The organism is Streptomyces sp. A0958, assembly GCF_004795035.1.
In the GTDB taxonomy this organism is placed as follows: Bacteria; Actinomycetota; Actinomycetes; order Streptomycetales; family Streptomycetaceae; genus Streptomyces.
Genome location: NZ_SSBK01000001.1, coordinates 114,123 through 140,859, shown reverse-complemented (window position 1 = coordinate 140,859; position 26,737 = coordinate 114,123). Strand labels below are relative to the sequence as shown.

General features: G+C 71.7%; 30 protein-coding genes. 17 read left to right on the top strand and 13 right to left on the bottom strand.

Features of this window, described 5'->3' with window-relative positions; translation table 11 throughout:
- Positions 1 to 147 precede the first annotated feature (147 nt).
- Positions 148 to 786 (top strand): alpha/beta hydrolase, encoded by a 639-nt coding sequence (locus tag E6P78_RS00735; protein WP_240798988.1) that lies wholly within the window; start codon positions 148 to 150, stop codon positions 784 to 786.
- Positions 787 to 1,005: 219 nt separating this feature from the next.
- On the opposite strand, the gene E6P78_RS00730 is transcribed toward E6P78_RS00735, so the two are convergent.
- The 3 genes from E6P78_RS00730 to E6P78_RS00720 all read right to left on the bottom strand — a co-directional run bounded on the left by E6P78_RS00730 (position 1,006) and on the right by E6P78_RS00720 (position 3,763).
- Positions 1,006 to 1,209, bottom strand: coding sequence for a hypothetical protein (locus tag E6P78_RS00730; RefSeq protein WP_136201755.1), 204 nt, complete (start codon positions 1,207 to 1,209; stop codon positions 1,006 to 1,008).
- 404 nt (positions 1,210 to 1,613) lie between these two features.
- The gene (locus E6P78_RS00725; protein ID WP_136201538.1) at positions 1,614 to 2,132 is read right to left on the bottom strand and encodes a DinB family protein; all 519 of its coding nucleotides are present in this window, start codon (positions 2,130 to 2,132) and stop codon (positions 1,614 to 1,616) included.
- A gap of 218 nt (positions 2,133 to 2,350) precedes the next feature.
- Entirely contained in the window at positions 2,351 to 3,763 is a 1,413-nt protein-coding gene (locus E6P78_RS00720) for an MFS transporter (RefSeq protein ID WP_240799005.1), read from the bottom strand.
- A 154-nt stretch (positions 3,764 to 3,917) separates the two neighbouring features.
- On the opposite strand from E6P78_RS00720, the gene E6P78_RS00715 reads away from it, so the two are divergent.
- On the top strand, positions 3,918 to 4,307 hold the full coding sequence (locus E6P78_RS00715) for a helix-turn-helix domain-containing protein (protein WP_206307683.1): 390 nt from the start codon (positions 3,918 to 3,920) through the stop codon (positions 4,305 to 4,307).
- 87 nt (positions 4,308 to 4,394) lie between these two features.
- Here E6P78_RS00715 and E6P78_RS00710 read toward each other — a convergent pair whose 3' ends face one another.
- The 3 genes from E6P78_RS00710 to E6P78_RS00705 form a co-directional block, all read right to left on the bottom strand.
- The gene (locus tag E6P78_RS00710) at positions 4,395 to 5,348 is read right to left on the bottom strand and encodes an EamA family transporter (RefSeq protein WP_136201536.1); all 954 of its coding nucleotides are present in this window, start codon (positions 5,346 to 5,348) and stop codon (positions 4,395 to 4,397) included.
- A gap of 178 nt (positions 5,349 to 5,526) precedes the next feature.
- Positions 5,527 to 5,691, bottom strand: coding sequence for a hypothetical protein (locus E6P78_RS32595; protein ID WP_168712527.1), 165 nt, complete (start codon positions 5,689 to 5,691; stop codon positions 5,527 to 5,529).
- Positions 5,692 to 5,762: 71 nt separating this feature from the next.
- Positions 5,763 to 8,795 carry an FAD-binding and (Fe-S)-binding domain-containing protein gene (locus E6P78_RS00705; protein WP_136201535.1) on the bottom strand — a complete coding sequence of 1,011 codons (3,033 nt, stop codon included), beginning with the start codon at positions 8,793 to 8,795 and terminating at the stop codon, positions 5,763 to 5,765.
- Between the two features lie 280 nt (positions 8,796 to 9,075).
- On the opposite strand from E6P78_RS00705, the gene E6P78_RS00700 reads away from it, so the two are divergent.
- The 8 genes from E6P78_RS00700 to E6P78_RS00665 all read left to right on the top strand — a co-directional run bounded on the left by E6P78_RS00700 (position 9,076) and on the right by E6P78_RS00665 (position 16,567).
- Entirely contained in the window at positions 9,076 to 10,584 is a 1,509-nt protein-coding gene (locus E6P78_RS00700) for an ATP-binding protein (protein ID WP_136201534.1), read from the top strand.
- Positions 10,581 to 11,006 carry a roadblock/LC7 domain-containing protein gene (locus E6P78_RS00695; RefSeq protein ID WP_136201533.1) on the top strand — a complete coding sequence of 142 codons (426 nt, stop codon included), beginning with the start codon at positions 10,581 to 10,583 and terminating at the stop codon, positions 11,004 to 11,006. Before E6P78_RS00700 ends, E6P78_RS00695 begins: the two co-directional genes overlap by 4 nt.
- Positions 11,003 to 11,368, top strand: coding sequence for a DUF742 domain-containing protein (locus tag E6P78_RS00690; RefSeq protein WP_136201532.1), 366 nt, complete (start codon positions 11,003 to 11,005; stop codon positions 11,366 to 11,368). Before E6P78_RS00695 ends, E6P78_RS00690 begins: the two co-directional genes overlap by 4 nt.
- The gene (locus E6P78_RS00685; RefSeq protein ID WP_136201531.1) at positions 11,349 to 12,014 is read left to right on the top strand and encodes an ATP/GTP-binding protein; all 666 of its coding nucleotides are present in this window, start codon (positions 11,349 to 11,351) and stop codon (positions 12,012 to 12,014) included. Before E6P78_RS00690 ends, E6P78_RS00685 begins: the two co-directional genes overlap by 20 nt.
- A complete protein-coding gene (locus tag E6P78_RS00680) occupies positions 12,011 to 13,249 on the top strand; it encodes a cytochrome P450 (RefSeq protein WP_136201530.1) in 1,239 nt (412 codons plus the stop codon). Before E6P78_RS00685 ends, E6P78_RS00680 begins: the two co-directional genes overlap by 4 nt.
- Positions 13,246 to 14,502, top strand: coding sequence for a cytochrome P450 (locus tag E6P78_RS00675; protein ID WP_136201529.1), 1,257 nt, complete (start codon positions 13,246 to 13,248; stop codon positions 14,500 to 14,502). The genes E6P78_RS00680 and E6P78_RS00675 overlap by 4 nt, the downstream gene beginning before the upstream one ends.
- A gap of 154 nt (positions 14,503 to 14,656) precedes the next feature.
- On the top strand, positions 14,657 to 15,775 hold the full coding sequence (gene serC, locus E6P78_RS00670) for a phosphoserine transaminase (RefSeq protein WP_136201528.1): 1,119 nt from the start codon (positions 14,657 to 14,659) through the stop codon (positions 15,773 to 15,775).
- A 165-nt stretch (positions 15,776 to 15,940) separates the two neighbouring features.
- A complete protein-coding gene (locus E6P78_RS00665) occupies positions 15,941 to 16,567 on the top strand; it encodes a Uma2 family endonuclease (RefSeq protein ID WP_136201527.1) in 627 nt (208 codons plus the stop codon).
- A 3-nt stretch (positions 16,568 to 16,570) separates the two neighbouring features.
- On the opposite strand, the gene E6P78_RS00660 is transcribed toward E6P78_RS00665, so the two are convergent.
- Positions 16,571 to 17,083: a GNAT family N-acetyltransferase gene (locus tag E6P78_RS00660; RefSeq protein WP_136201526.1), complete on the bottom strand. Its 513-nt coding sequence runs from the start codon at positions 17,081 to 17,083 to the stop codon at positions 16,571 to 16,573.
- Between the two features lie 81 nt (positions 17,084 to 17,164).
- On the opposite strand from E6P78_RS00660, the gene E6P78_RS00655 reads away from it, so the two are divergent.
- Positions 17,165 to 17,560, top strand: coding sequence for a PPOX class F420-dependent oxidoreductase (locus E6P78_RS00655; RefSeq protein ID WP_136201525.1), 396 nt, complete (start codon positions 17,165 to 17,167; stop codon positions 17,558 to 17,560).
- A 4-nt stretch (positions 17,561 to 17,564) separates the two neighbouring features.
- On the opposite strand, the gene E6P78_RS00650 is transcribed toward E6P78_RS00655, so the two are convergent.
- Positions 17,565 to 18,557 (bottom strand): esterase-like activity of phytase family protein, encoded by a 993-nt coding sequence (locus E6P78_RS00650; RefSeq protein ID WP_136201524.1) that lies wholly within the window; start codon positions 18,555 to 18,557, stop codon positions 17,565 to 17,567.
- A 58-nt stretch (positions 18,558 to 18,615) separates the two neighbouring features.
- Between E6P78_RS00650 and E6P78_RS00645 the strand changes: the two genes are divergently transcribed.
- On the top strand, positions 18,616 to 19,335 hold the full coding sequence (locus tag E6P78_RS00645; protein WP_136201523.1) for a GDSL-type esterase/lipase family protein: 720 nt from the start codon (positions 18,616 to 18,618) through the stop codon (positions 19,333 to 19,335).
- 166 nt (positions 19,336 to 19,501) lie between these two features.
- On the opposite strand, the gene E6P78_RS00640 is transcribed toward E6P78_RS00645, so the two are convergent.
- The 5 genes from E6P78_RS00640 to E6P78_RS00620 all read right to left on the bottom strand — a co-directional run bounded on the left by E6P78_RS00640 (position 19,502) and on the right by E6P78_RS00620 (position 23,194).
- Positions 19,502 to 19,948, bottom strand: coding sequence for a DUF3800 domain-containing protein (locus tag E6P78_RS00640; protein ID WP_240798987.1), 447 nt, complete (start codon positions 19,946 to 19,948; stop codon positions 19,502 to 19,504).
- Positions 19,949 to 20,167: 219 nt separating this feature from the next.
- Entirely contained in the window at positions 20,168 to 20,770 is a 603-nt protein-coding gene (locus tag E6P78_RS00635; RefSeq protein ID WP_136201753.1) for a helix-turn-helix transcriptional regulator, read from the bottom strand.
- A 134-nt stretch (positions 20,771 to 20,904) separates the two neighbouring features.
- Positions 20,905 to 21,582, bottom strand: a complete 678-nt coding sequence (locus tag E6P78_RS00630) for a TetR/AcrR family transcriptional regulator (RefSeq protein ID WP_136201522.1) — start codon at positions 21,580 to 21,582, stop codon at positions 20,905 to 20,907.
- 88 nt (positions 21,583 to 21,670) lie between these two features.
- On the bottom strand, positions 21,671 to 22,657 hold the full coding sequence (locus E6P78_RS00625; protein WP_136201521.1) for a hypothetical protein: 987 nt from the start codon (positions 22,655 to 22,657) through the stop codon (positions 21,671 to 21,673).
- A gap of 111 nt (positions 22,658 to 22,768) precedes the next feature.
- On the bottom strand, positions 22,769 to 23,194 hold the full coding sequence (locus tag E6P78_RS00620; RefSeq protein ID WP_240798986.1) for a hypothetical protein: 426 nt from the start codon (positions 23,192 to 23,194) through the stop codon (positions 22,769 to 22,771).
- A gap of 117 nt (positions 23,195 to 23,311) precedes the next feature.
- Here E6P78_RS00620 and E6P78_RS00615 point away from each other — a divergent pair, with 117 nt between their 5' ends.
- The 5 genes from E6P78_RS00615 to E6P78_RS00595 all read left to right on the top strand — a co-directional run bounded on the left by E6P78_RS00615 (position 23,312) and on the right by E6P78_RS00595 (position 26,572).
- Positions 23,312 to 24,088, top strand: a complete 777-nt coding sequence (locus E6P78_RS00615) for a helix-turn-helix transcriptional regulator (protein ID WP_136201520.1) — start codon at positions 23,312 to 23,314, stop codon at positions 24,086 to 24,088.
- The gene (locus E6P78_RS00610; RefSeq protein WP_136201519.1) at positions 24,085 to 24,324 is read left to right on the top strand and encodes a DUF397 domain-containing protein; all 240 of its coding nucleotides are present in this window, start codon (positions 24,085 to 24,087) and stop codon (positions 24,322 to 24,324) included. The genes E6P78_RS00615 and E6P78_RS00610 overlap by 4 nt, the downstream gene beginning before the upstream one ends.
- Positions 24,325 to 24,398: 74 nt before the next feature.
- On the top strand, positions 24,399 to 25,079 hold the full coding sequence (catA, locus tag E6P78_RS00605) for a type A chloramphenicol O-acetyltransferase (RefSeq protein WP_136201518.1): 681 nt from the start codon (positions 24,399 to 24,401) through the stop codon (positions 25,077 to 25,079).
- 184 nt (positions 25,080 to 25,263) lie between these two features.
- Positions 25,264 to 25,539, top strand: a complete 276-nt coding sequence (locus E6P78_RS00600) for a hypothetical protein (RefSeq protein WP_240798985.1) — start codon at positions 25,264 to 25,266, stop codon at positions 25,537 to 25,539.
- A gap of 247 nt (positions 25,540 to 25,786) precedes the next feature.
- Positions 25,787 to 26,572, top strand: a complete 786-nt coding sequence (locus E6P78_RS00595; RefSeq protein ID WP_136201516.1) for a hypothetical protein — start codon at positions 25,787 to 25,789, stop codon at positions 26,570 to 26,572.
- Positions 26,573 to 26,737: the final 165 nt, after the last annotated feature.

Sequence of the window (26,737 nt, the reverse complement as noted above, 5' to 3'; positions counted from 1 at the left end):
TGGCCTTCCGGAGGCCGTGCGACAGACCGAGGAGGTGGTACCCGTGAACGTTGTATCGACATGGGTGCTCCCCTCAGGGGTCACGGTCGGGCGATAGGTCGTCGTCCGGGAGCGCCGTTCCACGCGCTTTCCCCGAAAGGCACGACCATGCGTTTCACCTCCGAGCAACGCCTCGACAACGGCGTCCTCGTACGCGAATTCACCCTCGGCGAGATCCCCGGCACCCTGTGGACGCCCGCGTCCGCCGAACCGGCCCCGCTGATCCTGATGGCCCACAACGGCGGCCTGCACCGGCGGGAATCCCGGCTGGTGGGCAGGGCCCGGCAGGCCGCATCCCACGGTTACGCGGTGGCCGCGATCGACGCCCCCGGACACGGGGACCGGCCGCGTTCCGCCGCCGACGACGACGCGGCCCGCGCCGAATTCCGCCGGGCGATGCGGGCGGGCGAACCGGCCGACGAGCTCTTCGAGGCCTTCGTCGGCCCGCTGGTCGCGAAGACGGTCCCGGAATGGTGGACCACCCTGGACGCCCTCCTCGAACTGCCCGGCATCGGCGGCTCCGTCGGCTACTCGGGCTGGACCGCCGTCGGCATCCGCCTCGCGGCCACCGATCCCCACATCCGGGCGGCCGCCTTCTTCGCCGGCGGCTACGTGCCCCGCGCCCAGCGGCGTTGCCCGTGCGGGGCTGCCGTAGGGGAGATGAAGGGTGTCGTCGTGTCGTCGAGGCCGATCCCCCATCCAGTAGGGCGGCGGCGCCCTGGGAGGCGCCGTCCCCGTGTCAGTTGACGGAGGCGTTATCAGGTATCCAGGGCCCAGACCTGCGCGGCGCGGACCCCGGAGGGCCACCGTGGCCCCAGGCGCCGGTGGTCTCCCGACGGGGATACCCGGGACGGCGTCCCGCCCCGAGCGGACGGCGGCGGCGGCGAGGTGTACAGCGTGTCCCGGCCGCCCGGCGGGCAGCCCGGGTCCCACAGGCCGGTTGCCTCCGGTCTACGGGCCACGGGCCTAGCGAGCGCCGCGCTCCGCGGCGGCGTGCCACCAACCGGGCGGGGACGGGCCGGTGACCCGGGATGTGGGCTGGTCGGGATGGAGTCCGAGCCGCCGCAACTCGTCGGCGTACACGCGGATGTCGAACCAGCCGTGCCAGTGGCCGTCCGGGCCGATCCCGCAGGCTAAGGGCTTGCCGGAGAACAACACGTGGGCCAGCAGCACGCCAACCTGCGAGCCCAGGTCGCAAAACCCACAGGTTAATTCCCGGCAAGCCCTAAGGGCTGTCCCGTAATCCCTGGTGGATCAGCGCGCGGCGTCAGATGCGGTGCATCGCAAGGCGGAGGGGCGTCCGCATACTGGATGTATTCGGGCGTTCCGACAACGCGGCGAGGCGCCGTAGCTGTCGTCGTGCGCCCACCAGGGATTACGGGACAGCCCCTGGGTTCAACCGGATCTCCTCCGGGTCGAACGGCATCCAGTCGATACCCCGGTCACGCAGTCAAGCGCGGACGGCCGCCGACGGGCTCGGGCGGCCCGGCAGGTTCTCGTAGGCGGCGACGGTGATCCACTCTGTGCTCGGTGCGTCCATGGCTCCCATGGTGCCGGGCCGGGCCGCCCGCGGGCTACTGCCCCTTCGACGCCGCCTCGGCCATCTTCGCCGTCGTGTTCGCGCCGTCCAGCGCCTCGCGGATGATGTCGGCGTGGCCGCTGTGGTGGGCGATCTCGCGGAAGATGTGCCACAGGATGCGGCGGACGCTCCAGACGACCGGGTCCGGGGGCGACCAGGGGTACGTGGGGAGCGTGATCTCGCGGTCGAGGTCGGCCTCGTCGCGTACCGCGCCGTCGAACGCGGCGGACGCCGCGTGGAAGGCGTCCAACAGTTCCGGCAACGTATCGGAATCGGTCATCCGGTTGCCGTCCGGGTCGAGGTCGCTCCACTCGACCTTGACCGGCGCCGTGCCGTCGACGACGGACAGCCACATGCGCTGCATGGAGCCGAGGTGCTTGACGAGGCCGCCGAGCGTCAGCTCGCTCACCGTCCTACGGGCGCGTGCCTGTTCGTCGTCGATCTCGGCGACGGTGAAGAGGAAGTTGGCGCGCTGGTCTGTCACGAGCGCGAGCAGGTCGTCACGTTCCGTCATGGGGTCCTCTCGATCGGATCTTGTGATCACCTTAGGAGCGGGGGCCCGGCTCCGGTGACTGATCCGCGAAGTACACGGCGCTTTCGGCGTCCGCCGGGCAGTACAGCTCGGTCGCGACTTCGTCCACTCGCGGCGGCGACGACTCGCGGGCGGCCCGGAGATCGCGGTGATGGACATCCGGCGGATCGAGCAGAGCCTGATCGCCGAGGGGTGGGGGCTCATCGAGCCGGTTGCCGAGGCTGCGGCTCGTCCGCCGTGGCGGGAGCCGGCCGGGCGCTGACCGGCCGGGGGGACGCGGCCCCGCGCAGCAGGGTCGCGGCCAGGACGAGGGCGAGGGCAACAAGGCCGGCGCCGATGCGGAAGGCGAGCCGGTAGCCGGAGGTGAGGGCCTCGGCGGTGCTCGCTCCGTCACCCAGCAGGGTGTGCGTGTGGGAGGCGGCGAGCGTGCTGAGGGCCGCGAGGCCGAAGGCGCTGCCGATCTGCTGCATGGTGTTGAACATGCCCGACGCGATGCCCGAGTCCTGGGGCGTGGCCCCCGACATCGCGAGCGTGGCCAGCGACGGCATCCCGAGGCCGAAGCCGATGCCCAGCGGCAGCAGCGCGGGCAGCACGTCCACGGCGTAACTCCCGTCCGCCGGCACCCGGCTGAGCGCGGCGAGGCCCGCCGTAATGAGCGCGAGCCCCGGCAGGAGCACCGTGCGGGGGCCGAAGCGGGCGATCAGCCCGGGCGCGAGGCCGAGGGACAGGGCGCCGATCGCGAGGGAGACCGGGAAGAGGCCGAGGCCGGTGTGGGTCTCGTCGAAGCCGAGCACCTTCTGGAGGTAGAGCACGCACAGGAACTGGAAGCTGAACATCCCCGCGACCATGAGAGCCTGGATACCCATCGCGCCCGTGACGTCGCGCGAGCGGAACACGCGCAGTGGCAGCAGCGGGTGGGCCGCCCTCGCCTGGCGTACGACGAAGGCCGCGAGCAGGGCGAGAGCGGCGGCGCCGAGGCCCAGTGTGTGGGGTGAGGTCCAGCCGTGCCCGGCGGTCCCGACGATCGTGTAGACGCCGAGCATCAGCGCGGAGGTGACGAGGAGCGCGCCCACGGCGTCGGTCCCCCGGCCGAGTCCGGCCCCGCGCTCGGGGGCGAGCACGCGGACGGCGGCCAGCGCGGCGGCGATGCCGATCGGGACGTTGACGAAGAAGATCCAGTGCCAGCTGATGGCCTGGGTCAGGACCCCGCCCGCGAGGAGGCCCAGCGAGCCGCCCGCGGACTGGACGAAGCTGTAGACGCCGATGGCTTTGGCCCGCTCCTTCGGCTCCGGGAACAGGGTGACGACCATGCCGAGCGTGCCGGCCGATGTGACCGCGCCGCCGACGCCCTGGACGAACCGGGAGGCGAGGAGCACCGCCGGGTCCTGGGCGACGCCGCACAGGAAGGACGCCACTGTGAAGAGGGCGAGGCCGGCGACGAAGACGCGCTTGCGCCCGACGAGGTCGCCGAGCCGTCCGGAGAGCAGCAGCAGGCCGCCGAAGGGGACGAGGTAGATGTTGACCACCCAGGCCAGGCCCGACGGGGAGAAGCCGAGGTCCCGCTGGATGGAGGGCAGTGCCACGTTCACGACGGTGCCGTCGAGGATGACCATCAGCTGACCGGCGCAGAGCACGGCCAGCGCGGCCCAACGTGACGTCTGTGCTGGTGCGTTGCTTCTCCGCATGAGGGGTTCCCTCCAAAGGTGCACGACTTGTTACAGGCGTCATCCTCTGTAACCATCAGGCAGGGCGGAAGGAGGCACTTTCATGTCACGCAGTCACACCGATGTGTCCGACCAGGTCAGCAACGAGGCGTGCCCGCTCACCGAGGTCATCGACCACGTCGCGGGCAAGTGGAGCATCGGGATTCTCGTCGCGGCCGCGCACGGCCCGGTCAGGTTCACCGAGTTGGAGCGCACGATCATGGGCATCAGCCGGCGCATGCTCACCCTGAACCTGCGCAAGCTGGAGCGCGACGGCCTGCTCGTCCGGACCGTCTACCCGACCGTGCCGCCCAAGGTGGAGTACACGCTCACACCCATGGCCCACGAGCTGCACGCCAGCCTCGCCGGGCTGGTCGGCTGGGCGGAGCGCCACCGGGCGGACATCACCGCGGCCCGCGCCACCTACGACGCCGGGGCCGCACCGGTCGCCTGAGGCCCGCAGCCCGCGCCGCCACGACGTCGGCACCGGTCCGCCGGCACCCGCGGCACGCCGAAGCTCGCGGCAGGCCTCCCGCCCCCGTCACCGCTTTCCGGCGCCCCGCACCTGCCCGCGCACCGCGCCCATGCTCGCGCCGATGACCAGGGCGATGGCGAGGGCGTCCGTCGTGGAGAGGGCCTGGTCGAGGACGAGGAAGCCGGCCATGGCCGCGATGGCGGGTTCCAGGCTCATCAGGATGGCGAAGGTGGGCGCGGGCAGGCGGCGCAGGGCGATGAGTTCGAGGGTGTACGGGAGGACCGAGCTCAGCAGCGCGACGGCGGCGCCGAGGCCCAGCGTCGTCGGGACGAGGAGCTTGGAGCCCGCGTCCATGATGCCGAGCGGCAGCGAGAGGACGGCCGCCACCACCATGGCCAGGGCGAGGCCGTCAGCCTGCGGGAAGCGGCGGCCGGTGCGGGCGCTGAAGACGATGTACGCCGCCCACATCACCCCCGCCCCGAGGGCGAAGGCGGCGCCCACCGGGTCGAGCCGGTCGAAGCCCCCGCCGCTGAGCAGAACGACCCCGGCCAGGGCGAGGGCCGCCCAGACGACGTTGACCAGGCGGCGCGAGGCGATCACCGACAGGGCGAGCGGGCCCAGGACCTCCAGGGTGACGGCGGCGCCGAGCGGAATGCGGTCGGCGGCCTGGTAGAACAGCGTGTTCATGCCGCCCATCGCGACGCCGAAGGCCAGCACCGTGCCCCAGTCGGCGCGCGAGTGGCCGCGCAGCCGGGGCCGGCAGACGAGGAGCAGGACGAGCGCGGCGGCGGCCAGCCGCAGCGTGACGACGCCCAGCGCGCCGGTCCGGGGCATCAGCAGGACGGCGATGGCGGCGCCGAACTGGACGGAGAGACCGCCCGCGACCACGAGCGCGACCGGGGCGAGCGCGGCCCGCCGCCCGCCGGCCCGGTCCGGGTCGCCGAGCCCGGGGGCCGCGACCGCCTCCGGCACGGCTACGGCGGCTGCGGCCGGCTCTGCGGCGGTGCTCTGGTCGTTCACCCGGGGCCTGTCCTTCTTGGTTCCATGAACATCACGAGTGCAGCAGGATGCACTACCCGATACACGGTACTGCACTCATCGGATGCGGCCCGTCCGTCCACGGTAAGGACTCGCGCCGGGCTTACGAAATGAAATGCCGCCGGGGTCGGCCCCGGCGGCATCGAATGTCCATGGCGCTCTACGAGTTGCAGGCCGGCAGGAACTCAAGACCCTCCGGCACCCCGTACTCGAAGACTGCGGTGTACGCCTCCACGGCGTCGCACCCCTTGTCCATCCACTGCACGGCGACCAGGCTCCAGATCACAAAGGCGATGACGCACGCCCACCCCACCGGTTTTGACATGTTCGCGAATATCCCCGCGCATTCTGCGGAGTAGCCCCTTCCGGCCCCGGGCGTGGCCGGGGCCGTCCGGGTCAGTCCGTGAGCCCCTCCGCCAGCACCTCCGCCAGGTGCCGGCCGCGCACCCCGCCCAGCTGGGCCAGCTGGGTGCGGCAGGAGAAGCCGTCGGCCAGGATCTGCGTGCCGGGGGCCGCGTCACGGACCGCCGGGAGCAGCTGGTCCTCGGCGCACGCCACCGAGACCTCCCAGTGGCCCCGCTCGAAGCCGAAGTTGCCGGCCAGGCCGCAGCAGCCGCCCTTGAGGTCGCCGCTCAGGCCCGCCCGCTCGCGCAGGCGGCGGTCCGCCTCGTCGCCCAGGACCGCGTGCTGGTGGCAGTGCGTCTGGCCGGTGACCGGCGCGTCCAGGCGCGGGGGCGTCCAGTCGGGGGCGTACGCCTCCAGGTACTGGGCCAGGGTGTGGACGGAGGCGGCGAGGCGGGCGGCGCGCGGGTCGTCCGGGAGAAGTTCGGGCAGATCGGTGCGCAGGGTCGCGGCGCAGCTCGGTTCGAGGACGACCACGGGGTGGTCGAAGCCGTCGCCCAGCCGGTCCAGGGTGCGGCGCATCACCGCACGGGCCTTGTCGAGCTGGCCGGTCGAGACGTAGGTGAGGCCGCAGCAGAGCCCCTTCCCGGGCAGCAGGGCGGTGCGGCCCGCCGCCTCCAGGACCCGGACCGCCGCCCGGCCCACCTCGGGCGCGAGGTGCTCGGTGAAGGTGTCGGGCCAGAGGAGGGCCACCTGGTCGCCGGGGAGGGGCCGCGCGCCCTCGCCGGGAAGGGGCCGCACACCCTCGCCGGGGAGAGGCCGCGCGCCCTCACCGGGAAGGGGCCGCACGCCCTCGCCGGGGAGAGCCCGCACACCCTCGCCCCGGCGGCCTCGGCCACCGAAGAAGACCCGCACACCCCCGCCCCGGCGTCGCCGGCCTCCGCCCCCGAAGACCCGCGCGCCCTCGCCCCGGTGCCGCAGCAGCCACCGCGTGAACGTCTCCCGCGCCAGCACCGGAATCCCCCGTTCCGGGGCGATGCCGGCCAGCCGCTTGGCGAGGGCCGCGAGCGGGCGGATGCGGGCGAGGGCGTTGAGCGGGCCCGCGAAGGGCGCGGCGAGGCGGAGCCACAGCGGCAGGCGGCCCATCGCGTAGTGGGAGGCCGGGCGCAGCCGGCGGCGGTAGTGGTGGTGCAGGAACTCCGCCTTGTACGTGGCCATGTCCACGCCCACCGGGCAGTCGCTGCGGCAGCCCTTGCAGGACAGGCACAGGTCGAGCGCGTCCCGTACCTCCGTGGAGCGCCAGCCGTCGGTGATCACACCGCCCGCGTCCCCGGCCAGCATCTCGTGCAGCAGCCGGGCCCGGCCGCGCGTGGAGTGGGCCTCCTCGCCGGTCGCCCGGAAGGAGGGGCACATCACGGACGGGCCCGCCGTCTTCTCCGTACGGCACTTGGCGACGCCGACGCAGCGGCGGACGGCCGCCGAGAAGTCGCCGCCGTCGTGCGGGTAGCCGAAGGCCACGTCTACGGGCCGGCGGGGCAGGACGTCGAAGCGGAGGTTGTCGTCCAGGCGGGCCGGGCGGGCGAGGATGCCCGGGTTCATGCCGCCGTCGGGGTCCCAGAGATCCTTGAACCGGGCGAAGAGGGCGACGAGTTCGTCCCCGTACATCTTCGGGAGCAGTTCGGCGCGGGCCTGGCCGTCGCCGTGTTCGCCGGAGAGCGAGCCGCCGTGCGCGACGACGAGTGAGGCAAGGTCCTCGGAGAAGCGGCGGAAGCGGGCCACGCCCTCGGGGCTCAGCAGGTCGAAGTCGATCCGGACGTGGATGCAGCCGTCGCCGAAGTGCCCGTACGGGGTGCCGCGCAGGCCGTGTCCGGCGAGCAGGGCCCGGAAGTCGCGGAGGTAGCCGCCGAGCCGGGCGGGCGGCACCGCGCAGTCCTCCCAGCCGGGCCAGGCCTCGCTGCCGTCCGGCATCCGGGTCGCCGTGCCGGACGCGTCCTCCCGGATGCGCCACAGGGCCCGCTGCCCGGCCGGGTCGGTGACGACGGCGGTGTCCACGGCGTCGGCGGACGCGGCCCGTACGAGGCGTTCCGCGTGCGCCCGCGCCTCGGCCGGGGTCGCGCCGCCGGCCTCGGCGAACAGCCAGGCGCCCCCGCGCGGCAGCCCGGCCGGTTCGCGTACGAGGTCGGCGGCCATGCCCTCCACGGTCAGCGGGCGGTACGGGAGGAGGCCGGGGGCCGCATCGGCGGCGGCGGACTCGTCGGCGTAGCCGAGGACGGCGAGCGCGCGGGCGGCGGGCGCCTCGACCAGCCGCAGGGTCGCCTCCGTGACGACGCCGAGCGTGCCCTCGCTGCCGCAGAACGCGCGGGCGGGGTCGGGGCCGTTCTCCGGGAGCAGCGCGTCCAGTGCGTAGCCGGAGATGCGGCGCGGGAGGTCGGGGAAGCCGGTGCGCAGGAGGGCGAGGTGGTCCGCGACCAGCTCGCGGACGCCGGGCGGGCCGGGCGCGCCGCGCTCCAGGCGCAGGGTGTCGCCGCCGTAGCGGGCGACGGTCAGGGCGTGGACGTTGTCGGCGGTGGTGCCCCAGGCGACCGAGTGGGAGCCGCAGGAGTTGTTGCCGATCATGCCGCCGAGGGTGCAGCGGCTGTGCGTGGAGGGGTCCGGGCCGAAGGTCAGGCCGTGCGGGGCGGCGGCGGCCCGCAGGTCGTCCAGGACGACGCCCGGCTGGACGACGGCGGTACGGGATACGGGGTCCAGCTCGACGACGGACCGCAGGTGTCGGGTGAGGTCGAGAACGACGCCGGTGCCGGTGGCCTGGCCGGCGATGGACGTGCCGCCGCCGCGCGGCACGACGGGCACCCCGTGCGCGCGGCAGACGGCGAGCGCGGCGGCGGTGTCGGCGGCGTCGCGCGGGGCCACGACTCCGAGCGGCACCCGCCGGTAGTTGGACGCGTCCATCGTCGTCAGCGCCCGCGCGGTGGCGTCGAACGCGACCTCGCCGCGTACGGCCGCCCGCAGGTCGCGGACCAGCGCGGCGGGGGCGGTGGTGGTGGTGGTGGTGGTGCTGCTGCCGTGCGGTGCGTTACCGGATGCCATCCGACCAGGATGCCGCGCGGGTACGCCATGCCGCCGCGCAGCGCCCGTGCGGGCACCCCGAAGTCACCGGCATGACGTCAAACAGTCGAAAAGCGGCAGGCATGCAAACACAAACAGAACAGAGAGCACCACAAGTTCTTCCCAAACAGATCGTCAATTCTCATATAGTGACCGAGACTTATCTGGGAATCACCTGTTCCAGTTGTCACGTTTCGCCCCGAGCGCCACCGACCCGCCCGAACCGCCCCGTCCGTCACCGTCCGCCCCCAAGGACTCCGCTTTGAGCCCCTCAACCCGGCCGACCGCACTGGCCCTTCTGGTCACGGCGGCCCTCACCGGACCGCTGTGCGCGTGGGCGATCGTCGCCGCTCCCGAATCGGCCAGGGCCGCGGTGGCCTGGGGCGCCTGCGCCGCCGCCGTGCTGCTCGCCGCCGCCGTCGCCACCGCCGTCCACGCCCGCGCCACGATCCGCCGGCTGCGGGCGGCGCACGCCGCCGAGAGCGAGCGGTTCACCGCCGAGGTCTCCCGCATGGTCTCGACCTCCGCCGCCGAGGCCCAGCGGTTCACCGCCGAGAACGCCCGCGTCAAGGCCGCCGCCGCCACCGAGAAGGCCAAGGTCACCGCCGAGGCCGAGGCCGTCACCGCCCGCCTCACCGCCGAGAACGCCAAGCTCAAGGCGGCCGCCGCGCGCAGCAGGACCGAGCGCTCCGCGGCCCTCTCCTCCTGCGCCAACGCGGCCGGCCGCATGCAGGCCCTGTCCACGAGCATGCTCGCCGACCTGCGCGAGATGGAGCACCGGCACACCTCCGAGGACGTCCTGACCGACCTGCTGCACCTGGACCACCGCACCGCCCAGGCCGGCCGCCTCGCCGACTCCATCGCCGTACTGACCGGGGCCCGCTCCGGACGGCGCTGGGCCAAGCCCATCGTCATGGAGTCCGTCCTGCGCGGCGCCATGGGCCGGATCAGCGGCTACCAGCGCGTCCGGCTCCACTCCACCAGCGACGTCGCCGTCGCCGGCCACGCCGCCGAGGGCGTCATGCACGCCCTGGCCGAACTCCTCGACAACGCGGCGAACTTCTCGCCGCCCACCGCCGAGGTCCACGTGTACGTGGAGGAGGTCCCGGCCGGGATCGTGGTGACCGTCGAGGACAGCGGCCTGGTCATGAGCGACGTGCAGCTGCGCCGGGCCGAGCGCGCGGTGTCCGCCGACGACACCGACCTCACCGCCCTGACCGGCACCCGCCTCGGCCTGGCCGTCGTCGGCCGGCTGGCCCGCAAGCACGGGCTGACGGTCTCGTTCCGGCCCTCGGCACGCGGCGGGACGGGCGCCCTGATGATGCTCCCGCAGGAGATCATCACCCGCACCCCGGCCCGCACGGCCCCCGAGGCAGGCCCGGCCGCCGCCTCCGCCGAGCCCGAGCCCGTCCACACCTCCGGGGCCGACCCGGCCGACCCCGGCGACCGGCACAGCGCCTCCGCCCCCGCCGCCCCCTCGCCCGCCGCACCGCCCGCCGACGAGCCCATGCGCTCCGACTCGGCCTCGGACACCACCGGCAACCTCCCCAAGTTCGGGGAGAGCGGCCTGCCCAAGCGTTCGCGCGGGCGCACCCTGGCCGCGGCCGAGGCCCGCGCACGGTCGGCCTCCGGCGCAGAGAACACGGAGACCGGTACGGACGGCTCCGCGCCCCGGCCCACGTCGGACCCCCGGGCCCAGGCGGCCCGCTTCAGCAGCTTCCGCAAGGCCGTACGGCCCAACTCCCCAGACCCGGAAGGCAACACCCGATGACCGCGACCACCGACGAGAAGCTCAGCTGGCTGCTGGAGGGGCTCCTGGAGCGGACCCCCGGCACCCGTCACGCCCTCGTGCTGTCCAGGGACGGCCTCAAGCTGTGCCGCACCCCCGAGCTCTCCGTCGACCAGGCGGACCAGCTGGCCGCGATCTCCGCCGGCATCCAGAGCCTGTCGCACGGCGCCTCCGTGGAGTTCGGCAGCGGAAACGGCGGCGTACGGTCGGCCATGGCCGAGTTCTACGGCGGCATCCTGTTCATCGTGGAGGCGGGCGCGGGCGCCCATCTCGCGGTCGTCGCCGCCGAGAGCGCCGACGTGGGCCTCGTCGGCCACAACATGAGCGAGCTCGTCGAGCAGCTCGGCGAGCACCTGGTGGCCCCGCCGCGCGAACCCGCCTCCGCCCCGGGCACGGCCGTATGACGCCCCGCCCCCGACCGGGCAGGGACGACGGCCCGGACCGGCTCTACACCCTCACCGGTGGCCGCACCCGGTCCGACTCCGCCGCCTTCGACCTGGTCACCCTGGTCGTCGCCGAGTGCGAGCCGACCCCCGGCATGCAGTCGGAGCACGCCGCGATCCTGCGGATGTGCGAACGGCCCACCGCCGTGGTCGAGATCTCCGCGACCCTGGACCTGCCCGTCAGCATCGTGCGCATCCTGCTGTGCGACCTGCTCGACACCGGCCGGATCAGCGCCCGCCACCCGCGTACCGCACGCGTATCGGACCGGCTTCCCGCCCCCGACATCCTGGAACAGGTGCTCGTTGGACTCCGCAACCTCTGACCGTGCCGCCCTGCAGGCGACGGCCGACAACGGACTGAAGATAGTCGTGGTCGGCGGCTTCGGGGTCGGCAAGACCACCATGGTCCGATCCGTGAGCGAGATCCGTCCGCTCAACACGGAGGAGACGATGACCCGCGCCGGCGAGGCGGTCGACCACCTCGACGGCGTGGGGTCCAAGACGTCCACCACGGTCGCCTTCGACTTCGGCCGGATCAGCCTGGACGAACGCTCGGTGCTCTACCTGTTCGGCGCGCCCGGCCAGGAGCGCTTCTGGTTCCTGTGGGACCGGCTGTTCTCCGGCACCCTGGGCGCCGTCGTCCTCGTCGACACCCGGCGCCTGGCCGACTCCTGGTACGCCATCGACCGGCTGGAGCACCACGGCACGCCGTTCATCGTCGCCTGCAACGACTTCGGCGGTCCGCTCCACACCGAGCAGCAGATCCGGGAGGCGCTCGACCTCTCCCCGGAGGTGCCGCTCGTGGAGTGCGACGCGCGCGACCGGTCCTCCAGCAAGTACGTGCTGATCACCCTGGTCGAGCACCTGCACCGGCTGTCCGCCGCCCGCGCCGGGGACGCCGCCGGGCCCGCCGCGCCCGACGACGACCCGGCCCTGGCCGTCGCCCTGACCTCGGAGCCCACCCCGTGACCCAGTGCCCCCACGCGGCGGCGGGTGCCGTACCGCTGTCCGGCCCCCGGTTCCAGGCCGAACCCGCCCAGCTGTACCGGGAGATCCGGCGCGAACACGGCCCGGTCGCCCCGATCGTGCTGCCCGGTGACATCCCCGCCTGGCTCGTCCTCGGCTACCGCGAACTGCACCAGGTCACCGGGGACCCGGTCCTCTTCAGCCGCGACTCGCAGCTGTGGAACCAGTGGGACGCCATCCCCGAGGACTGGCCGCTGATGCCGATGATCAGCCGGAACCAGCCCTCGATCCTCTACACGGTCGGCGAACGCCACAGCCGCCGCGCCGCGATGATCGGCGAGGCCCTGGAGGCGGCGAACCCGTTCGAACTCAAGAAGAACACCGAGGAGTTCGCCGACGAACTGATCGACGCGTTCTGCTCGGCCGGTTCGACCGACCTCATCGCCGAATACGCGATGCTGCTGCCCGTACGGGTGCTGGCGAAGCTCTACGGCTTCTCCGACGACAAGGGCCCCGCCCTCGTCACCGCGATGAACGACATGATCAACGGCGGGCCCGACGCGCTGACCGGCCAGAAGCACATCGCCACGTCGATGTACCAGCTGCTGGCCGAGCGGCGGGCCGAGCCCGGCGACGACGTGGCGACCCGGATGCTCGCCAACACCGGCGGCTTCACGGACGAGGACGTCGCCCGGGACCTGATGGTCATGATGGCCGCCGGGCACCAGCCGACCGCCGACTGGATCGGCAACTCACTGCGCCTCATGCTCACCGACGACCGCTTCGCCGCTTCGCTCTCCGGCGGCCGGCACAGCGTCGGCGAGGCCATGAACGAGGTGCTGTGGGAGGACACCCCCTCGCAGAACATCGCCGGGCGCTGGGCGGCCCGCGACGCGCACCTCGGCGGCCGCCACATCAAGGCCGGCGACCTGCTCGTCCTCAGCCTGGCCGGAGCCAACGCCGACCCCCAGGTCCGTACCGACGGGTCCACGCTCACCGGTGGCAACAACGCCTTCCTCTCCTTCAGCCACGGCGAACACCGGTGCCCCTTCCCGGCGCAGGAGATCGCCGAGGTCATCGCCCGTACGGCCATCGAGGTCATCCTCGACCGGCTGCCCGACGTCGACCTCGCCGTCCCCGCCGAACAGCTGACCCGGCGCCCCTCCCCCTGGCTGCGGGGCCTGACGGACCTGCCCGTGAGCTTCACGCCCACCCCCGCCCTTGGAGACCCCAGATGACCGCGCCCACCACAGAACCGACCGGCACCGGAACCGGCAGCGATCCCGACCGCATCCTCCTCGACCCGTTCGTCACCGACCTCGCGGGCGAGAGCGCACGGCTGTACGCGGCGGGCCCGCTCGCCCGCGTCGAACTGCCGGGCGGCGTGCCCGTCTACAGCGTCACCCACTACGCCGAGGCGAAGGCGCTGCTCACCGACAGCCGCCTGGTCAAGGACATCAACGTGTGGGGCGCCTGGCAGCGCGGCGAGATCCCGCTCGACTGGCCGCTGATCGGCCTGGTCAACCCGGGCCGCACCATGCTCACCGCCGACGGCGCCGAGCACCGCAGACTGCGCGGCCTGGTCGCGCAGGCGCTCACCGTGCGGCGGGTGGAGCGGCTGCGCGCCGGCATCGAGGCGCGTACGAACGAGCTGCTGGACCGCCTGGAGCAGCGCGCGGCGGGCGAAACGGTCGACCTGAAGGCCGAGTTCGCCTACCCGCTGCCGATGAACGTGATCAGCGAGCTGATGGGCATCGACTCCGCCGACCTGCCCCGGATGAAGGAACTCTTCGACAAGTTCTTCTCCAACATGACGCCCCGCTCCGAGGTGCCGCAGATGATGGCGGACATCCACACGCTGTTCTCGCGCATCCTGGACGAGAAGAAGGAGTCCCCGGCCGACGACCTGACCGGGGCGCTGCTGGTGGCCTCCGAGGACGGCGACCACCTCACCGACGCGGAGATCCTCAACACCCTGAAACTGATCATCGCGGCCGGCCACGAGACGACGATCAGCCTCATCGTGAACGCCGTCGTGGCGCTCCAGAGCCACCCGGAGCAGCGGCGCGCGGTGCTGGCCGGCGAGGTGAGCTGGGACGGGGTGATCGAGGAGACGCTGCGCTGGTCGGCGCCGACCTCGCACATCCTGATCCGGTTCGCCACGGAGGACATCGAGGTGGGCGACCGGGTGCTGCCCAAGGGCGAGGGCATCATGATCTCCTTCGCGGCCATCGCGCACGACGAGGGGCAGTGGGGCGGGACGGCGACCGAGTTCGACGTCACCCGCTCCCCCAACCGCCACATCTCCTTCGGCCACGGCCCGCACGTCTGCCCGGGTGCCGCGCTGTCCCGCCTGGAGGCGTCGGTCGCCCTGCCCGCGCTGTACGCCCGCTTCCCGGACCTGGCACTGGCCGTCCCGGCGGGCGAGCTGCGCAACAAGCCGATCGTCACGCAGAACGACCTGTACGAACTCCCGGTCACCCTGCGTTGACAGCGGCCCGTACGGGGCAACTGACAGCGGGCCCGTACAGGGCAACTGACAGCGGCCCGTACGGACGTTCCTCCCACGACCACGAGTCGGAACCCCCGTCTCATCCGACGGACAGGGTGCGTAGCCGCCGCACGGAAGGGCTACGCTCCGAGTCGTGGCCGACATCCAGATTCCCGCTGACATCAAGCCCGCCGACGGGCGCTTCGGCGCCGGTCCCTCCAAGGTGCGGACGGAGGCGCTCGACGCGCTGGCCGCCACCGGAACCTCTCTGCTCGGTACGTCCCACCGCCAGGCCCCGGTGAAGAACCTGGTCGGCGCGGTGCGCGACGGCGTGCGCGACCTCTTCTCCCTCCCCGAGGGCTACGAGGTGATCCTCGGCAACGGCGGCTCCACCGCCTTCTGGGACATCGCGACGCACGGTCTGATCGAGTCGAAGTCCCAGCACCTCAACTTCGGTGAGTTCTCCTCGAAGTTCGCGAAGGCCGCCAAGCTCGCCCCGTGGCTGGCCGACCCGACCGTCATCGCCTCGGACCCGGGCACCCACCCGGACCCGAAGGCCGAGGCGGGCGTCGACGTCTACGCCTTCACGCACAACGAGACCTCGACCGGTGTCGCGGCCCCGGTCAAGCGCGTCGCGGGCGCCGACGAGGGCTCCCTCGTCCTGGTGGACGCCACCTCCGGCGCCGGCGGCCTGCCCGTCGACATCGCCGAGACCGACGTCTACTACTTCGCCCCGCAGAAGTCCTTCGCCTCCGACGGCGGCCTGTGGATCGGCGTCTTCTCCCCGGCGGCCCTGGAGCGCGCGGCCCGCGTCCACGCCTCGGGCCGGCACATCCCGGAGTTCTTCTCGCTGCCCACGGCGATCGACAACTCCCTGAAGAACCAGACGTACAACACCCCGGCGCTCGCCACGCTCTTCCTGCTGAACGAGCAGCTGACGTGGATGAACACCCAGGGCGGCCTGGACTTCACGACCGGCCGCACGGCCGCCTCCTCCGGCCACCTGTACGGCTGGGCCGACGAGTCCAAGTACGCGACCCCGTTCGTCACCGACCCGGCGAAGCGTTCGCAGGTCATCGGCACGATCGACTTCGCGGACGAGATCGACGCCTCCGCCGTCGCCAAGGTCCTGCGCGCCAACGGCATCGTGGACACCGAGCCGTACCGCAAGCTGGGCCGCAACCAGCTGCGCGTCGCGATGTTCCCGGCGATCGACCCGTCGGACGTCCAGGCCCTGACGGCCTGCGTCGACTACGTGATCGAGAAGCTGTAGCCCGTACGCCCCTAAACGGCCCTGCGCACCGTCGAGGTGTGCAGGGCCGTTTCTGCTTCACCCGGCGACTTCACTCCACCGAGTGGCATATGCCAGAAACACGGTCCGCGGCCGTTCCGCCCTACGAAGATGGTCTCGACACCAGCCCATTCCAGGAGGCCCGCAATGTCTGCAGCAGCAGTCGAGCACCCCTGTGACGATGGCCCGAGGCCCCTGCTCGTCACGGCCAACAGGCTCGCGGAGCAGCATCCCGGCTATCGCGTCGAGATCATCGGAGGCGTCATCACCGTGGCCCCACCCCTGGACGGCCCGCACGCCCGCGCTCTGACCAAGCTCATGCGCCCGTTCATCATGGCCGGACTCGACGACGGGGAGACGGCAGTCCTCCAAGGCATCGGCCTATGGCTGCCGGGCGGTCCGGAGGACTACGCGATCCCCGACCTGGCCCTGGTCGACGCACATTTCGATGAGCACCTGATCGAGAACAACAGCTACGACCCGGCCGTCTTCCGTCTGGTCCTGGAGGTCACCTCCAGCAACTACAACAGCGACCTGCGGCACAAGGTCGCCGCGTACGCCGAGGCAAAGGTCCCCGTCTACGTGATCCTCGACCGGAAACACGGCCGCGTTCACGTCCTGACGGAACCGCTGGGCGGCTCGTACGACCGCCACGAGGTGTACGCCCCCGGCCAGCAGGCGCCGTTGCCCGCCTCGATCGGCGGCGAGGTGAGTCTCGATGTCGCCGAGCTGATCCAGGCGGGCCGGGCCAAGCCCCGTACGCCCGAAGCCTGAGGCTCACCCCCCGCCCAGCCGCCACCGCTCCTCGCCGTCCTCCCACTCCCCGGTCCGCTCCAGACCGGCCCCTGCGGCCACGGCCGCGGACGCGGCGTGCTCGGGGTGGATGTGGGCGACGACGGTCCGTACGCCGGTTGCGCGCAGGTGGGCGACCAGTCCCCGGGCCGCTTCCCGGGCGTACCCCCGCCCCTGCCACTCCACCCCCACCACCCAGGCGATCTCGGCCCGCCCGCCGCGCACGCTGGCCTGCACATAGCCGACCAGCCGGCCGGTCTCCCGCTCCCGCAGCACCCAGTTCCACCACAGCTCGCCGGGGTCCGGCGAACCGGTGGTCTGCCGTACGTACCGCGCCCGCAGGGCCTCGACGGTCTCCGGGGCGCCTCCCGTGAAGGCGTGCAGGGCGGGGTCGGCCAGCACGGCGGCCATCTCGTCCGCGTGCGCCACCCGCAGGGGCAGGGCGTCGAGGCGGGGCGTGGCGAAGGGGGCGGGGGCGGAGCTGCGGTCGGGCGTCATGAACCGGGGACCTTACGCGAAACGCCTGCCGCCCGGCGGCTGCCCGGATGACACGGGAGCGTACCGGAGCACCATGGAGGTATGGATACGATCCCCCGGCTCAAGCCCTACGTGAAGCAGTACGCCGTCCTGCTGAGCACACGGCGGCAGGACGGGACGCACGCGGACACCCCGGTCAACATCGCGGTGGAGGGCGACCACGCCTACATCCGTACGTTCTCCTCGGCGTGGAAGGTGGAGCGGATGCGCAACCACCCGGTGGTGCGGATCGGCCCGTGCACCGTCCGGGGCCGGCCTACGGGACCGCAGATCGAGGCCCATGCGCGCCTCCTCCCGGCCGGTTCGAAGGAGGACACGCACGCGGCCCGGATGCTGTCGCGGAAGTACCCGGCCATGCAGGGGGTGCTCGTCCCGCTCACCCACCGGATCAAGCGGGACAGGACCCTGCACTACGAGATCCGGCCGCTGGACGCCTGAGCGCTCACCCCTTGCGGCGCCGCCTGCCGAGGAACAGCAGCAGCCCGATCCCGGCGAGGACGGCGACGCCGGTCAGCGTGGTGCCCTTCACCGGCACCCCGTCGCCGCCGTCGCCGGCCGCTTCCTTGGTGCCGCCCGCCCGATGGGTGGCCCCGCCCCCGCTGCCGCCGTCCCCGGTCTTCGGCAGGTCCACCCGCACGACACGGCTCTGCTTCCCCTCGGAGCCGTACATCAGGGCGGAGCCGTCCGCCGTGTACGTCACCGACTCGGACTGCGGGAGGAGGGGTGATTCGACGGGGTAGTCCTTGCCGAGCCGGCCGTTGGCGAAGGCGTAGCCGCGGGCGCTGAAGTAGGAGCGCAGGACCAGCTCCCTGCCGTCCGGGGAGAACGCCCCGTCCGTCACCCACGGCACCTCACCGACCCGCCGGAAGACGTTGTCCGAGCCGGTCTTCAGCTCGGCGGGCCCCTCGTACAGCCCGCCGCCCTCCTCGTTCTTCGACGCGATGTAGACGCGGCCGGTCCTGGGGTGGACCATCAGCGACTCGGCGTTGCGCGGGCCATCGGCGTACTTGACGTCGAACTGCGTGGCCCTGACCGTCGCGTCCCGCAGGACCTTCGGCTCGGGGAAGCGGTAGATCCAGACGTGGTCCCAGCTGCCGTTGAGGTTGTCGCCGATGTCGCCGACGTACAAATTCCCGTCCGGCCCGAGCGAGATGGCCTCGACGTCGCGCGGGGCGCCGACGCCCTTCATGGTGATCGTCGCGACGGTCTTCCCTGTGCGGGAGTCGACGGCGAAGACGTACGGCCCGTCGTCGCTGTCGTTGTGCGTCCAGTAGATCCCCGGATGGGCGCGGCTCGCGGCGAGGCCGCTGGACTCGGTGATCCGGGGGTCCTCGATCGTGAAGCTCCGGTCGGCCCCGCCGTCGGCGAACGCGGGGGCTGCGGCGAGGGCGAGGAGCGCGGCGGCGCCGAGAGCAGTCAGTCGGTACGAACGCATGGCACAAGTGTCCATCGTCACGTACCGGGCCGTAACCAAGATCCGCCATGATGGCGCCATGCGTTTCATGTGCGTCGGCGATTCCATGACCATCGGGCGCGCCGGCGACTTCACGTGGCGCTACCGCCTGTGGCAGCACCTGTCGGCGTCCCTCGACGGCCCCTTCGCACTCGTCGGCCCGCGCACGGAGCTGTACGACACCGAAACGGGCGCCGCGGCCTCCTCCGCGTACGCCGCCGAGGACTTCCCGCCCGCCGCGCGCCGCCACCTGGCCGGCTGGGGCGAGGGCTGGCTGCACATGGCCCCGGTGATCGCGGACACGGTCACCGAGCACCGCCCGGACGTCCTGCTCGTCTCGCTCGGCCTGATAGACCTCGGCTTCTACACGGACAGCGAGCAGACCGCGCTGAACGCCCGCGCGTTCCTGACCGCCGCCCGCACGGCGAACCCGCGCATCCGGTGCGTCCTGCTCCCGGTCATCCCGAACATACGCGCCGAGTCGGACGCCCCGTTCGCCGCCGAGTGCGCCCGCTTCAACGAACTCCTCGCGAAGGCGGTGGCGGACCTGGACACTCCGGCCTCCCCCCTCCTCCTGGCCTCCCACCCCCCGGCGTACGACATCCACACGGACACGTACGACGGCACCCACCCGGGCCCGACCGGCGAACACCACCTGGCCGCCGCCTTCGCGGACGCGATGCACCAGGCGTGGGGGGTGGGCGGGGCGTACGCGGGGGTGGCGGGGCGGCCGGTTCCGGAGGCGGTTACAACCCCTTGACCCGCTGTTTCTCCAGTACTATCGACTGCCCCGCCGGTTTCATCTGTTGCCTTCGCGGGCTGTTCCTGACATTCTTGAATCTCGCAAGGTCCCATGCGTCTGCTTGAGGACGCTCAGGGGATCTTGCTCTCGTGGGCCCCCGGTTGTCGCCGGGGGTTTCTGCGTTCTAGTCTCTTGTGTCGCTGTCGGCCCAGACGATGCCGTCGGTCCCGTGACCGGGCAGCCAGTGGCCGGCCAGGCGCTTGTACGCCTTCGACATGCGGCCCACCGGATTAATCTTCGGCCAGACCTCGGGCTGCTTCAGCGCCAGGTGATGGAAGGCCGCGTATCCGACCAGGTCAGCGGCCTGAATGAACTGGCTGTACTTGCTGTCCTGCATGACGGGGTCTTCCAGCACTCGCCGGGAGGCCAGAGGGAGACCTCGGTGGGCGTCACGGTAGGGCTTGGCGTTGCGGATGGCCTGTTCCCATGCGGCGCGGGCGTCCTCGGGAGCCAGAGCATCGGCGTCAAGGGGCCCGGACAAGCCATCGAACATGATCATGACGCGGGTGTCCTGGTCCAGGGCCCACGCTTCGAGGTGGTTCGGTACGGCCTTGATCGGCCCCCGAGTCATCGGCGTAGCAGAAGTACACGAGCGGAATATATGGCCAGCGGATCAAACAGGGAAAACCGTCTGCACCCGCTCGCCCAAACGACTGCCCGGCGGTGCCGGGCTCGCTCGTACGTGCGGGACGCGCCCCCTCACATCCGGCTGGGAAACGCCTCGTCCTGCTTCGGCACCACCAAGCGCCCCGTCGTCAGGGCGTCCAGGCCGTCGAACCCTCGTTGCCGCTCATGGTCCCCCCGTACCTCGTGTCGGCTTCGCTCGTACGTGCATTCGTTCCCCCTGCGGTCCGAACAGGCTCAGGAACTCCACCGGGTCCGGGCCCGCCGCCCCCCACCAGTGCGGGGTGTGGGTGTCGAACTCGGCCGCCTCCCCCGCCGTGAGGATCAGGTCGTGGTCGCCCAGGACCAGGCGGAGCCGGCCGGAGAGCACGTACAGCCACTCGTAGCCCTCGTGCACCCGTTGTTCGACCGGGCCCGGAGGGGCCGTCGCGCCCGGCATGACCTGCTTGTACGCGTTCACGCCGCTGAGGTGGCGGGTGAGCGGGACGAAGGTCATGCCGTGACGCTTGAAGGGGCGGAAGGTGACCCGGGGGTCGCCCGTGTCCGGGGCGCCGACCAGCTCGTCCAGCTGGACCCCGTACGCCTTGGCGAGCGGGAGCAGTAGTTCGAGGGTCGGTTTGCGGCCCCCGGACTCCAGGCGGGAGAGCGTGCTGAGCGAGATCCCCGTCGTCTCGCTCAGCTGCGTCAGCGTCGTCCCGCGCTCGGTGCGCAGCGCCCGCAGGCGCGGGCCGACGCCCGTCAGGACGGACGCCAGCTCGTCGTCCTTCATGGGCCCGTCGCTGCCGCCGTCGCCGCCATCGTTCCGTTCCTTCGCTGCCATGCCTCCATTTGCCGACCCGGCAAGCGGCCTTGTCAACCGGAAGGGACACCGGAAGGGACACCGGAGGAGACCCCGGAGGCCCGCTAGGAAGTCCCGGAGGCCGCCCCGGTGGCACCCACCGACCCGTCCGCCGGGCCGATCATCGCCATCGAAAGCCTGGTCAGCTCGCTGGTCAGCAGGTCCGGCGGCATCTGGCGCGGGTGGCGGCCGTGGTGGGCGAGGAGCTCGTCCACGGACCGGGTCAGGACCTTCACGACCACCTCCAGGTCCCCGTCCACCGCGTGCCCGCGCCCCCGGGCGCGCTCGGCCTCGTGCGCCAGGAACTCCGTCCACACCGACCGCCACATCGTGAGGTGGTCGTCCATCGCCCGGCTCACGCCCAGCACCTCGACGAATGCCACCCGGGCCGCGTGCGGGTCGCCCGTGACGGCCCGGACGTAGGCGTCGAACAGCCTGCGGACCCGTTCCTCGGTCGGGCAGGTGTCCATGCCCTTGGCTGCCAGCTCGGCCTGCGCCGCCTGCATCCCGGCCATCGCGACCCGGTCGTACAGGTCGGTGAGCAGCGCCTCGCGCGACTCGAACTCACGGCGGAAGTCCCTGACTTCCACCTGCGCCTCGACGCACAGATGCTCGACCGACGTATGGGCGTAGCCGTACACCGCGAACAACGTCCGCCCGGCGGCCATCAGTTGTGCCCGGCACCGCGCGGGGTCACGCACCGCCCTTACTCCGTCCCAAAGTTCCACCACGGCATCCACCACGGGTCCTCCTCAGTCCGTCCAGGCCCCCGCCGCCCACTCTGCTCGCTCCACCGCGTCCACGGCGGAACCGCCACACCGGCGAACAGCCTTACGCCCACCGTTCCCCGGCATCCTTCTCAAGGACCGCCGCGAACCGCTCCCGCCAGGGCAGCCGGTCCGGCTCCTCGAAGTCCTCTCCCTGCCGCGCCCGCGGCCACTTCGCCTCGTGCGCCTCCCAAGCCTCCGCCCGTGCGCACGTCGGGCACACCGTCTCGTCCGCCCGGGGCCGGAACACATGCTCCGGCCCTCCGCCCTCGCACGGCACGTGCGGCCGTACCGCAGGCGCGTACGCCGGTTCCTCCGGCAGCTTCTGTACGAGCCGGTGCCGCACGAACCCGAACGCCGACCGCACCCCGTCCGCGGGCAGCTCACTCACCAGCGCGAGCCGCAACTCCGCCGCCTTCACGCCGCGCCGCAGCCAGTCGGCCGCCGCCCCGGACAGGGTCCGCGCCTCCCGTACGCCCAGGTGCAGTTGCGGGCTGGCGTGGCGCAGGGACAGCAACACGCGCTCGGCCTCCACGACTTCGGGATCGGGGTCCGGGTCCGGGTCCGGCGCCGCAGGCCCCGCCGGTTCGGCCGCAGGCGCTTCGGAGGGTGGGTGGGAGAAGTTCTTCTCACGTTCTTCAACCTCCGGTTGGTAACCACCGACCGGCCGAATCCCCGGGTCGCCGACTGCCGGATACTGATCACCCGGTGTGCCCTGGCCGTTCGCGTCTCTCAGCCACCGTGCCTCGTGGTCGGTGAGCGGTACGTTCGAGAACAGCTGGTCCGTCGTCCACAGCCCGCCCTCGCCCTGGCGGCGCCACTCGTGGACGAACCCGCATTCCTTCAACTGCCCCTTGGCCTTCTGGTACGCCCGCCCCTTGATCCCCAGCCTCTTCGCATGGTCGCTCAGCGCCATGCCCGTACGCCTCTCGGGCAGGCCCTGCACGTACGTGATCAAGATCTTCGCGTCACTGCTGAGCTTCGGATGGCGCACGATGTCGTGCGCCGCCTTCACATAGCCGTAGGAAGGCGAGATAGCATGCCAAAGCATTCTCGGTGGACCTCTTGCATCCATCGTTGGGTGAAGGCCCTCGGTCCGGGTGTTGGTAGCACCCCCGGGGGCCGCCCCATGCGCTGAAGCGCACGGAGCGTAATGACTCCGTCACCGTACAGCAGGAATCTCGTCCGCAACCACCTTCATCAGCAGCTCGAACAACAGTTCCGTATCCACGAACGGATCTTGCGCGGTCGGCTGCGAACGCCAGTCCAGCGGGTACGTCAGTCCGTGCAGCGCGGGCACTCCGACGAAGTCCGATCCCTTACGCACGAGCGCGTCGACTCCCGCCGGCCACAGATGGGCACCTGCCGTGCCGGGCGGGACGAGGAAGTACATGCTCCGCGCCCCGATCCGCGACCGGACGATCGGCCCGGCCTGGAAGTCCGTGAACTGCATGATCTCGTAGGCCACTTGCTCGCCGAGCAGCCCGGAGATCCGGATGGCGTCGAAGTGGATTCCCGCGTGACGCAGGGCGTGTCCGCTCGCGGGAATCCACGAGGGCACCAGGTTCGGTGAATTTCTCGGTTCCATACGGAAAGCGTCGGCGCCCGCACGTACGGTGACCAGGGACACAAGGCGTCTGTGCACTGTTGTGCACTTGGAGGTGGGGCTGTGCACTCCAGTAGTACCGGTGGCGGAACCGCTGAGATGTTCGGTGCGTTGTTGCGGCACTACCGCGAACTGGCCGGGCTTTCGCAGGAGGGCTTGGGGAGCAGGATCGGTTTCTCCAAGTCGCAGGTGGCGATGGTGGAACGGGGGCAGAGGCCGCCGAAGGGGGACTTCATCCCGGCGGCGGATGCGGCGGTCGGTGCCAATGGTGCGCTGATCGCTGCGGCGGTGAAGTTGCAGTTCAGTCGCGTGGCTTCCTGGTTCGAACCATTCGCCGAGGAAGAGGCCAAGGCCGTAGCGCGGTACGAGTACGAGAGTCACGTCATCCCCGGCCTGTTGCAGACCGAGGCGCACGCGCGTGCTGTGTTCAGCCAAGCATGCCCGCCTCTTGATGACGACGAGATCGAGAGGCTGGTAGCCGGTCGCCTTGCGCGGCAAGCCCTGCTGATCCGCAAGCCACTGCCGGACATCAGCTTCGTTCTGGAAGTCAGCGCTCTCAATCGACCCATCGGCGGACGGGATGTGCACCGAGCGCAGCTCCAGCACATTCTTGAGGTCAGTCGACTGCGTCATGTGCACATCCAGTTGATGTCACCTCGGCGGGAGTCCCACTCCGGCCTGGGCGGCTCCTTTGTCCTGCTGGAGACCGACGACCGGCGGCGACTTGGGTACATGGAGGTCCAGGGGCGGAACTTCCTTGCAAGCGAGCAGCCCTACTTGGGGGACCTGTTCGCTACGTATGGCATGCTGCGGACCCAGGCTCTCGGACCGGAAGAGTCGCGCGAGTTGATCAAGCAGATGGCAGAAGGACTATGAGTACTGACCTCAAGTGGTTCAAGAGCAGCTACAGCGCCCCGAACGGCGGCGACTGCGTCGAGGTCGCCCTCTCCTGGTCCAAGTCCAGCTACAGCGGCCCAGAGGGCGGCAACTGCGTCGAGGTCGCCACCTGCCAGCACACCATCCACGTGCGCGACTCCAAGGACATCACCGTCCCCGCCCTCGCCCTCTCCCCCGACGCCTGGTCCGCCTTCGTCCGGCACACCGCCGCCTGAGGCGCTGCCTGCCCGCAGTCGGCGCGGCCGGAAATTCGTTACGGTCCGCGCCCCGGCGCTGCCATCATGAGCCGATGGACGCCCCCGCCCCCATCGACCTCGACACCTGGCCGCGCGCGCAGCACTTCGCGCACTACCGCGACCGCGTGCCGTGTACGTACTCGATGACGGTGGAGGTCGACGTCACCGCGTTCACGGCGGCGCTGCGCCGGTCGCCGCGCAAGTCGTACATCGCGCAGGTGTGGGCGCTCGCCACGGTGGTCAACCGGCACGAAGAGTTCAGGATGTGCCTCACCGCATCGCGCGACCCGGCGGTCTGGCCGGTCGTGCACCCGGCGTTCACGGTGTTCAACGCGGAGCGGGAGACGTTCGCGTGCGTATGGGCGCCGTACGACCCCGACTTCGGGGCGTTCCACGACGTCGCGGCCCCGCTTCTCGCGGAGCACGGCCGGGCCACGGACTTCTTCCCGCAGGGGCCGCCGCCACCGAACGCGTTCGACGTGTCGAGCCTGCCGTGGGCGTCGTTCACAGGGTTCAACCTCAACATCGGCGGCGGCTGGGACCACTTGGCGCCGATCTTCACCCTCGGCCGCTACACCGAACGCGAGGGCCGCACCCTGCTCCCCCTCTCCGTACAGATCCACCACGCCGCCGCTGACGGGTTCCACACGGCGCGCCTGGTCAACGAGCTGGAGGAACTGGTGGCGGAGCCTTCGGGGTGGCTGACCGCAGGCCGAAAGGGCGATGCCGCGTAGAGGGCCGGGCGCCCTCCGCGTCGAACCATGCGGTCCCCGCGTCTGGGAGGACCTGTCTCCGGACCGCGTCCACGGGTTCTCCGCCCGTACCAGCCTTGCGATACATCGGGTGGAGTGGCTTTTCGGCGACTACTACCTCTACCCCGGTGCCGCTGAACACGCGTTGCGGCGGTATCGAGAGTTCTTGGCACAGCGGAGGCCAGGTTCTCTCTACCCGCGATACGCGGGGTGCTCGTGCCGTGGGTGTTCCTTCGACGACGTACGGCACGCGCGTGACGTACTCGAACTGGTCCTGCGTGAGCTGCCCGCCCGACCCCGCGCGGAGCTGAAGCGCCACGTGGCCGTCCTGGACGCCGCATATCTGGAGCGCACCCTGCCCGACCCGTTCACCCGTGACCGGCAGTGGCGCCCCGGCCTGTGGTGGCGTCGCCGCCTCGCCGACGGGGAGGAGGGCGGATGACAGTCGTGTTCGTCCGCCCGGCCTGCCGAGGCCACGCGGCCGGCCGGGGCGCGGGTGAAGCGGCTTCCGTCACGGGCCGGGAACGTCGGGTACTGCGCTCATCCCGATCGCGTCATGGCTTCGTAACCGCGGCTCCCGTTGGTCGCGGCATCGAGCAGAGTCGTGATCAAGTACGGATGCGAGCCAGCCATGACCAAGCTTCGGCCGCATCACCACGACCGTTCACGACCCGTTGGGGGAACCCGCCATGCTTCGCAGCCACCTTCGCAAGACCGTCCTCACCGCCTCCGCCCTGCTGGCCACGACGCTGCTGCTCACGTCCTGCCAGGACGGAGACGCGGAAGGCGCAGGCGTGTCGGACGGGCCCTCGGCGTCCGAGTCGGCAGCCAAGGGCGGGGCTGGCGGCAAGGACGGCGCGGACAGCGACGACGCGCAGGCGGGCAAGGGCTCGGGCGGGAAGGTGACCGGCAGTTGGGCCGGCGCCGTCTCCTACATGGCGCCGGGCAAGTACATGGTGACCCGCAAGGGTGAGGCGGGGCAGGCGTTCTTCACCTCGGAGGACACCGACATCGAGGGCGCGGGCAAGATCTGCGGCGACGCGGACGGCCAGGCGGCGACCCCTTGCAGCGAGGACCAGCTCGAAGCGGCGGCCAAGAAGGGCTTCGGCGCGACGGTCAAGCTCGAAAACGGTGTCGCGGTCAGCATCATCGAGGACCACGCCGACAGCGGCGGCGGGACCGACGACGACTCGGGCAAGGGCGAGGCGACCGGTCTCTTCACGGGGACGCTCGGATACATGGCCCCGGGCAAGTACACCCTGACGAAGACGTTCGAGGGCCCGGACCGCATGTTCTTCACCGCCACCACCACCAAGATCAACGGCGCCGGGTGGATCTGCGGGGACCCGGACGGCCAGTCCACCAAGCAGTGCACCGAGGACGAACTCGAAGCGGCGGCCAAGAAGGGCGGCATCATCGTCGTCGTCGACGTCAAGGACGGTGTCGCCGTCGCCATTGACGAGAACCACAACTGATCGAGGCGGGCCCGGAGCCCGAGCCGCCGAGTGACGTCCGCCGTCTGCCCTTCCCGGGCAGGCGGCGGACGTCACTCGGCGGCCGATCCCCCCTCAATGTTCCCCGAGCGCACCGTGCGTCGAGTCCGGGCGCAGGATCACGCCAGGGGCGAGGCCCACGCCCGG

Coding starts and splice junctions, on each gene's coding strand:
- E6P78_RS00735 (WP_240798988.1), top strand. CDS start 148: ATGCGTTTCACCTCCGAGCAACGCCTCGACAACGGCGTCCTCGTACGC.
- E6P78_RS00725 (WP_136201538.1), bottom strand. CDS start 2,132: ATGACGGAACGTGACGACCTGCTCGCGCTCGTGACAGACCAGCGCGCC.
- E6P78_RS00720 (WP_240799005.1), bottom strand. CDS start 3,763: ATGGTCATCCTCGACGGCACCGTCGTGAACGTGGCACTGCCCTCCATC.
- E6P78_RS00715 (WP_206307683.1), top strand. CDS start 3,918: ATGTCACGCAGTCACACCGATGTGTCCGACCAGGTCAGCAACGAGGCG.
- E6P78_RS32595 (WP_168712527.1), bottom strand. CDS start 5,691: ATGTCAAAACCGGTGGGGTGGGCGTGCGTCATCGCCTTTGTGATCTGG.
- E6P78_RS00705 (WP_136201535.1), bottom strand. CDS start 8,795: ATGGCATCCGGTAACGCACCGCACGGCAGCAGCACCACCACCACCACC.
- E6P78_RS00695 (WP_136201533.1), top strand. CDS start 10,581: ATGACCGCGACCACCGACGAGAAGCTCAGCTGGCTGCTGGAGGGGCTC.
- E6P78_RS00690 (WP_136201532.1), top strand. CDS start 11,003: ATGACGCCCCGCCCCCGACCGGGCAGGGACGACGGCCCGGACCGGCTC.
- E6P78_RS00675 (WP_136201529.1), top strand. CDS start 13,246: ATGACCGCGCCCACCACAGAACCGACCGGCACCGGAACCGGCAGCGAT.
- E6P78_RS00665 (WP_136201527.1), top strand. CDS start 15,941: ATGTCTGCAGCAGCAGTCGAGCACCCCTGTGACGATGGCCCGAGGCCC.
- E6P78_RS00660 (WP_136201526.1), bottom strand. CDS start 17,083: ATGACGCCCGACCGCAGCTCCGCCCCCGCCCCCTTCGCCACGCCCCGC.
- E6P78_RS00655 (WP_136201525.1), top strand. CDS start 17,165: ATGGATACGATCCCCCGGCTCAAGCCCTACGTGAAGCAGTACGCCGTC.
- E6P78_RS00650 (WP_136201524.1), bottom strand. CDS start 18,557: ATGCGTTCGTACCGACTGACTGCTCTCGGCGCCGCCGCGCTCCTCGCC.
- E6P78_RS00645 (WP_136201523.1), top strand. CDS start 18,616: ATGCGTTTCATGTGCGTCGGCGATTCCATGACCATCGGGCGCGCCGGC.
- E6P78_RS00640 (WP_240798987.1), bottom strand. CDS start 19,948: ATGACTCGGGGGCCGATCAAGGCCGTACCGAACCACCTCGAAGCGTGG.
- E6P78_RS00635 (WP_136201753.1), bottom strand. CDS start 20,770: ATGAAGGACGACGAGCTGGCGTCCGTCCTGACGGGCGTCGGCCCGCGC.
- E6P78_RS00625 (WP_136201521.1), bottom strand. CDS start 22,657: ATGCTTTGGCATGCTATCTCGCCTTCCTACGGCTATGTGAAGGCGGCG.
- E6P78_RS00620 (WP_240798986.1), bottom strand. CDS start 23,194: ATGGAACCGAGAAATTCACCGAACCTGGTGCCCTCGTGGATTCCCGCG.
- E6P78_RS00615 (WP_136201520.1), top strand. CDS start 23,312: ATGTTCGGTGCGTTGTTGCGGCACTACCGCGAACTGGCCGGGCTTTCG.
- E6P78_RS00610 (WP_136201519.1), top strand. CDS start 24,085: ATGAGTACTGACCTCAAGTGGTTCAAGAGCAGCTACAGCGCCCCGAAC.
- catA (WP_136201518.1), top strand. CDS start 24,399: ATGGACGCCCCCGCCCCCATCGACCTCGACACCTGGCCGCGCGCGCAG.
- E6P78_RS00595 (WP_136201516.1), top strand. CDS start 25,787: ATGCTTCGCAGCCACCTTCGCAAGACCGTCCTCACCGCCTCCGCCCTG.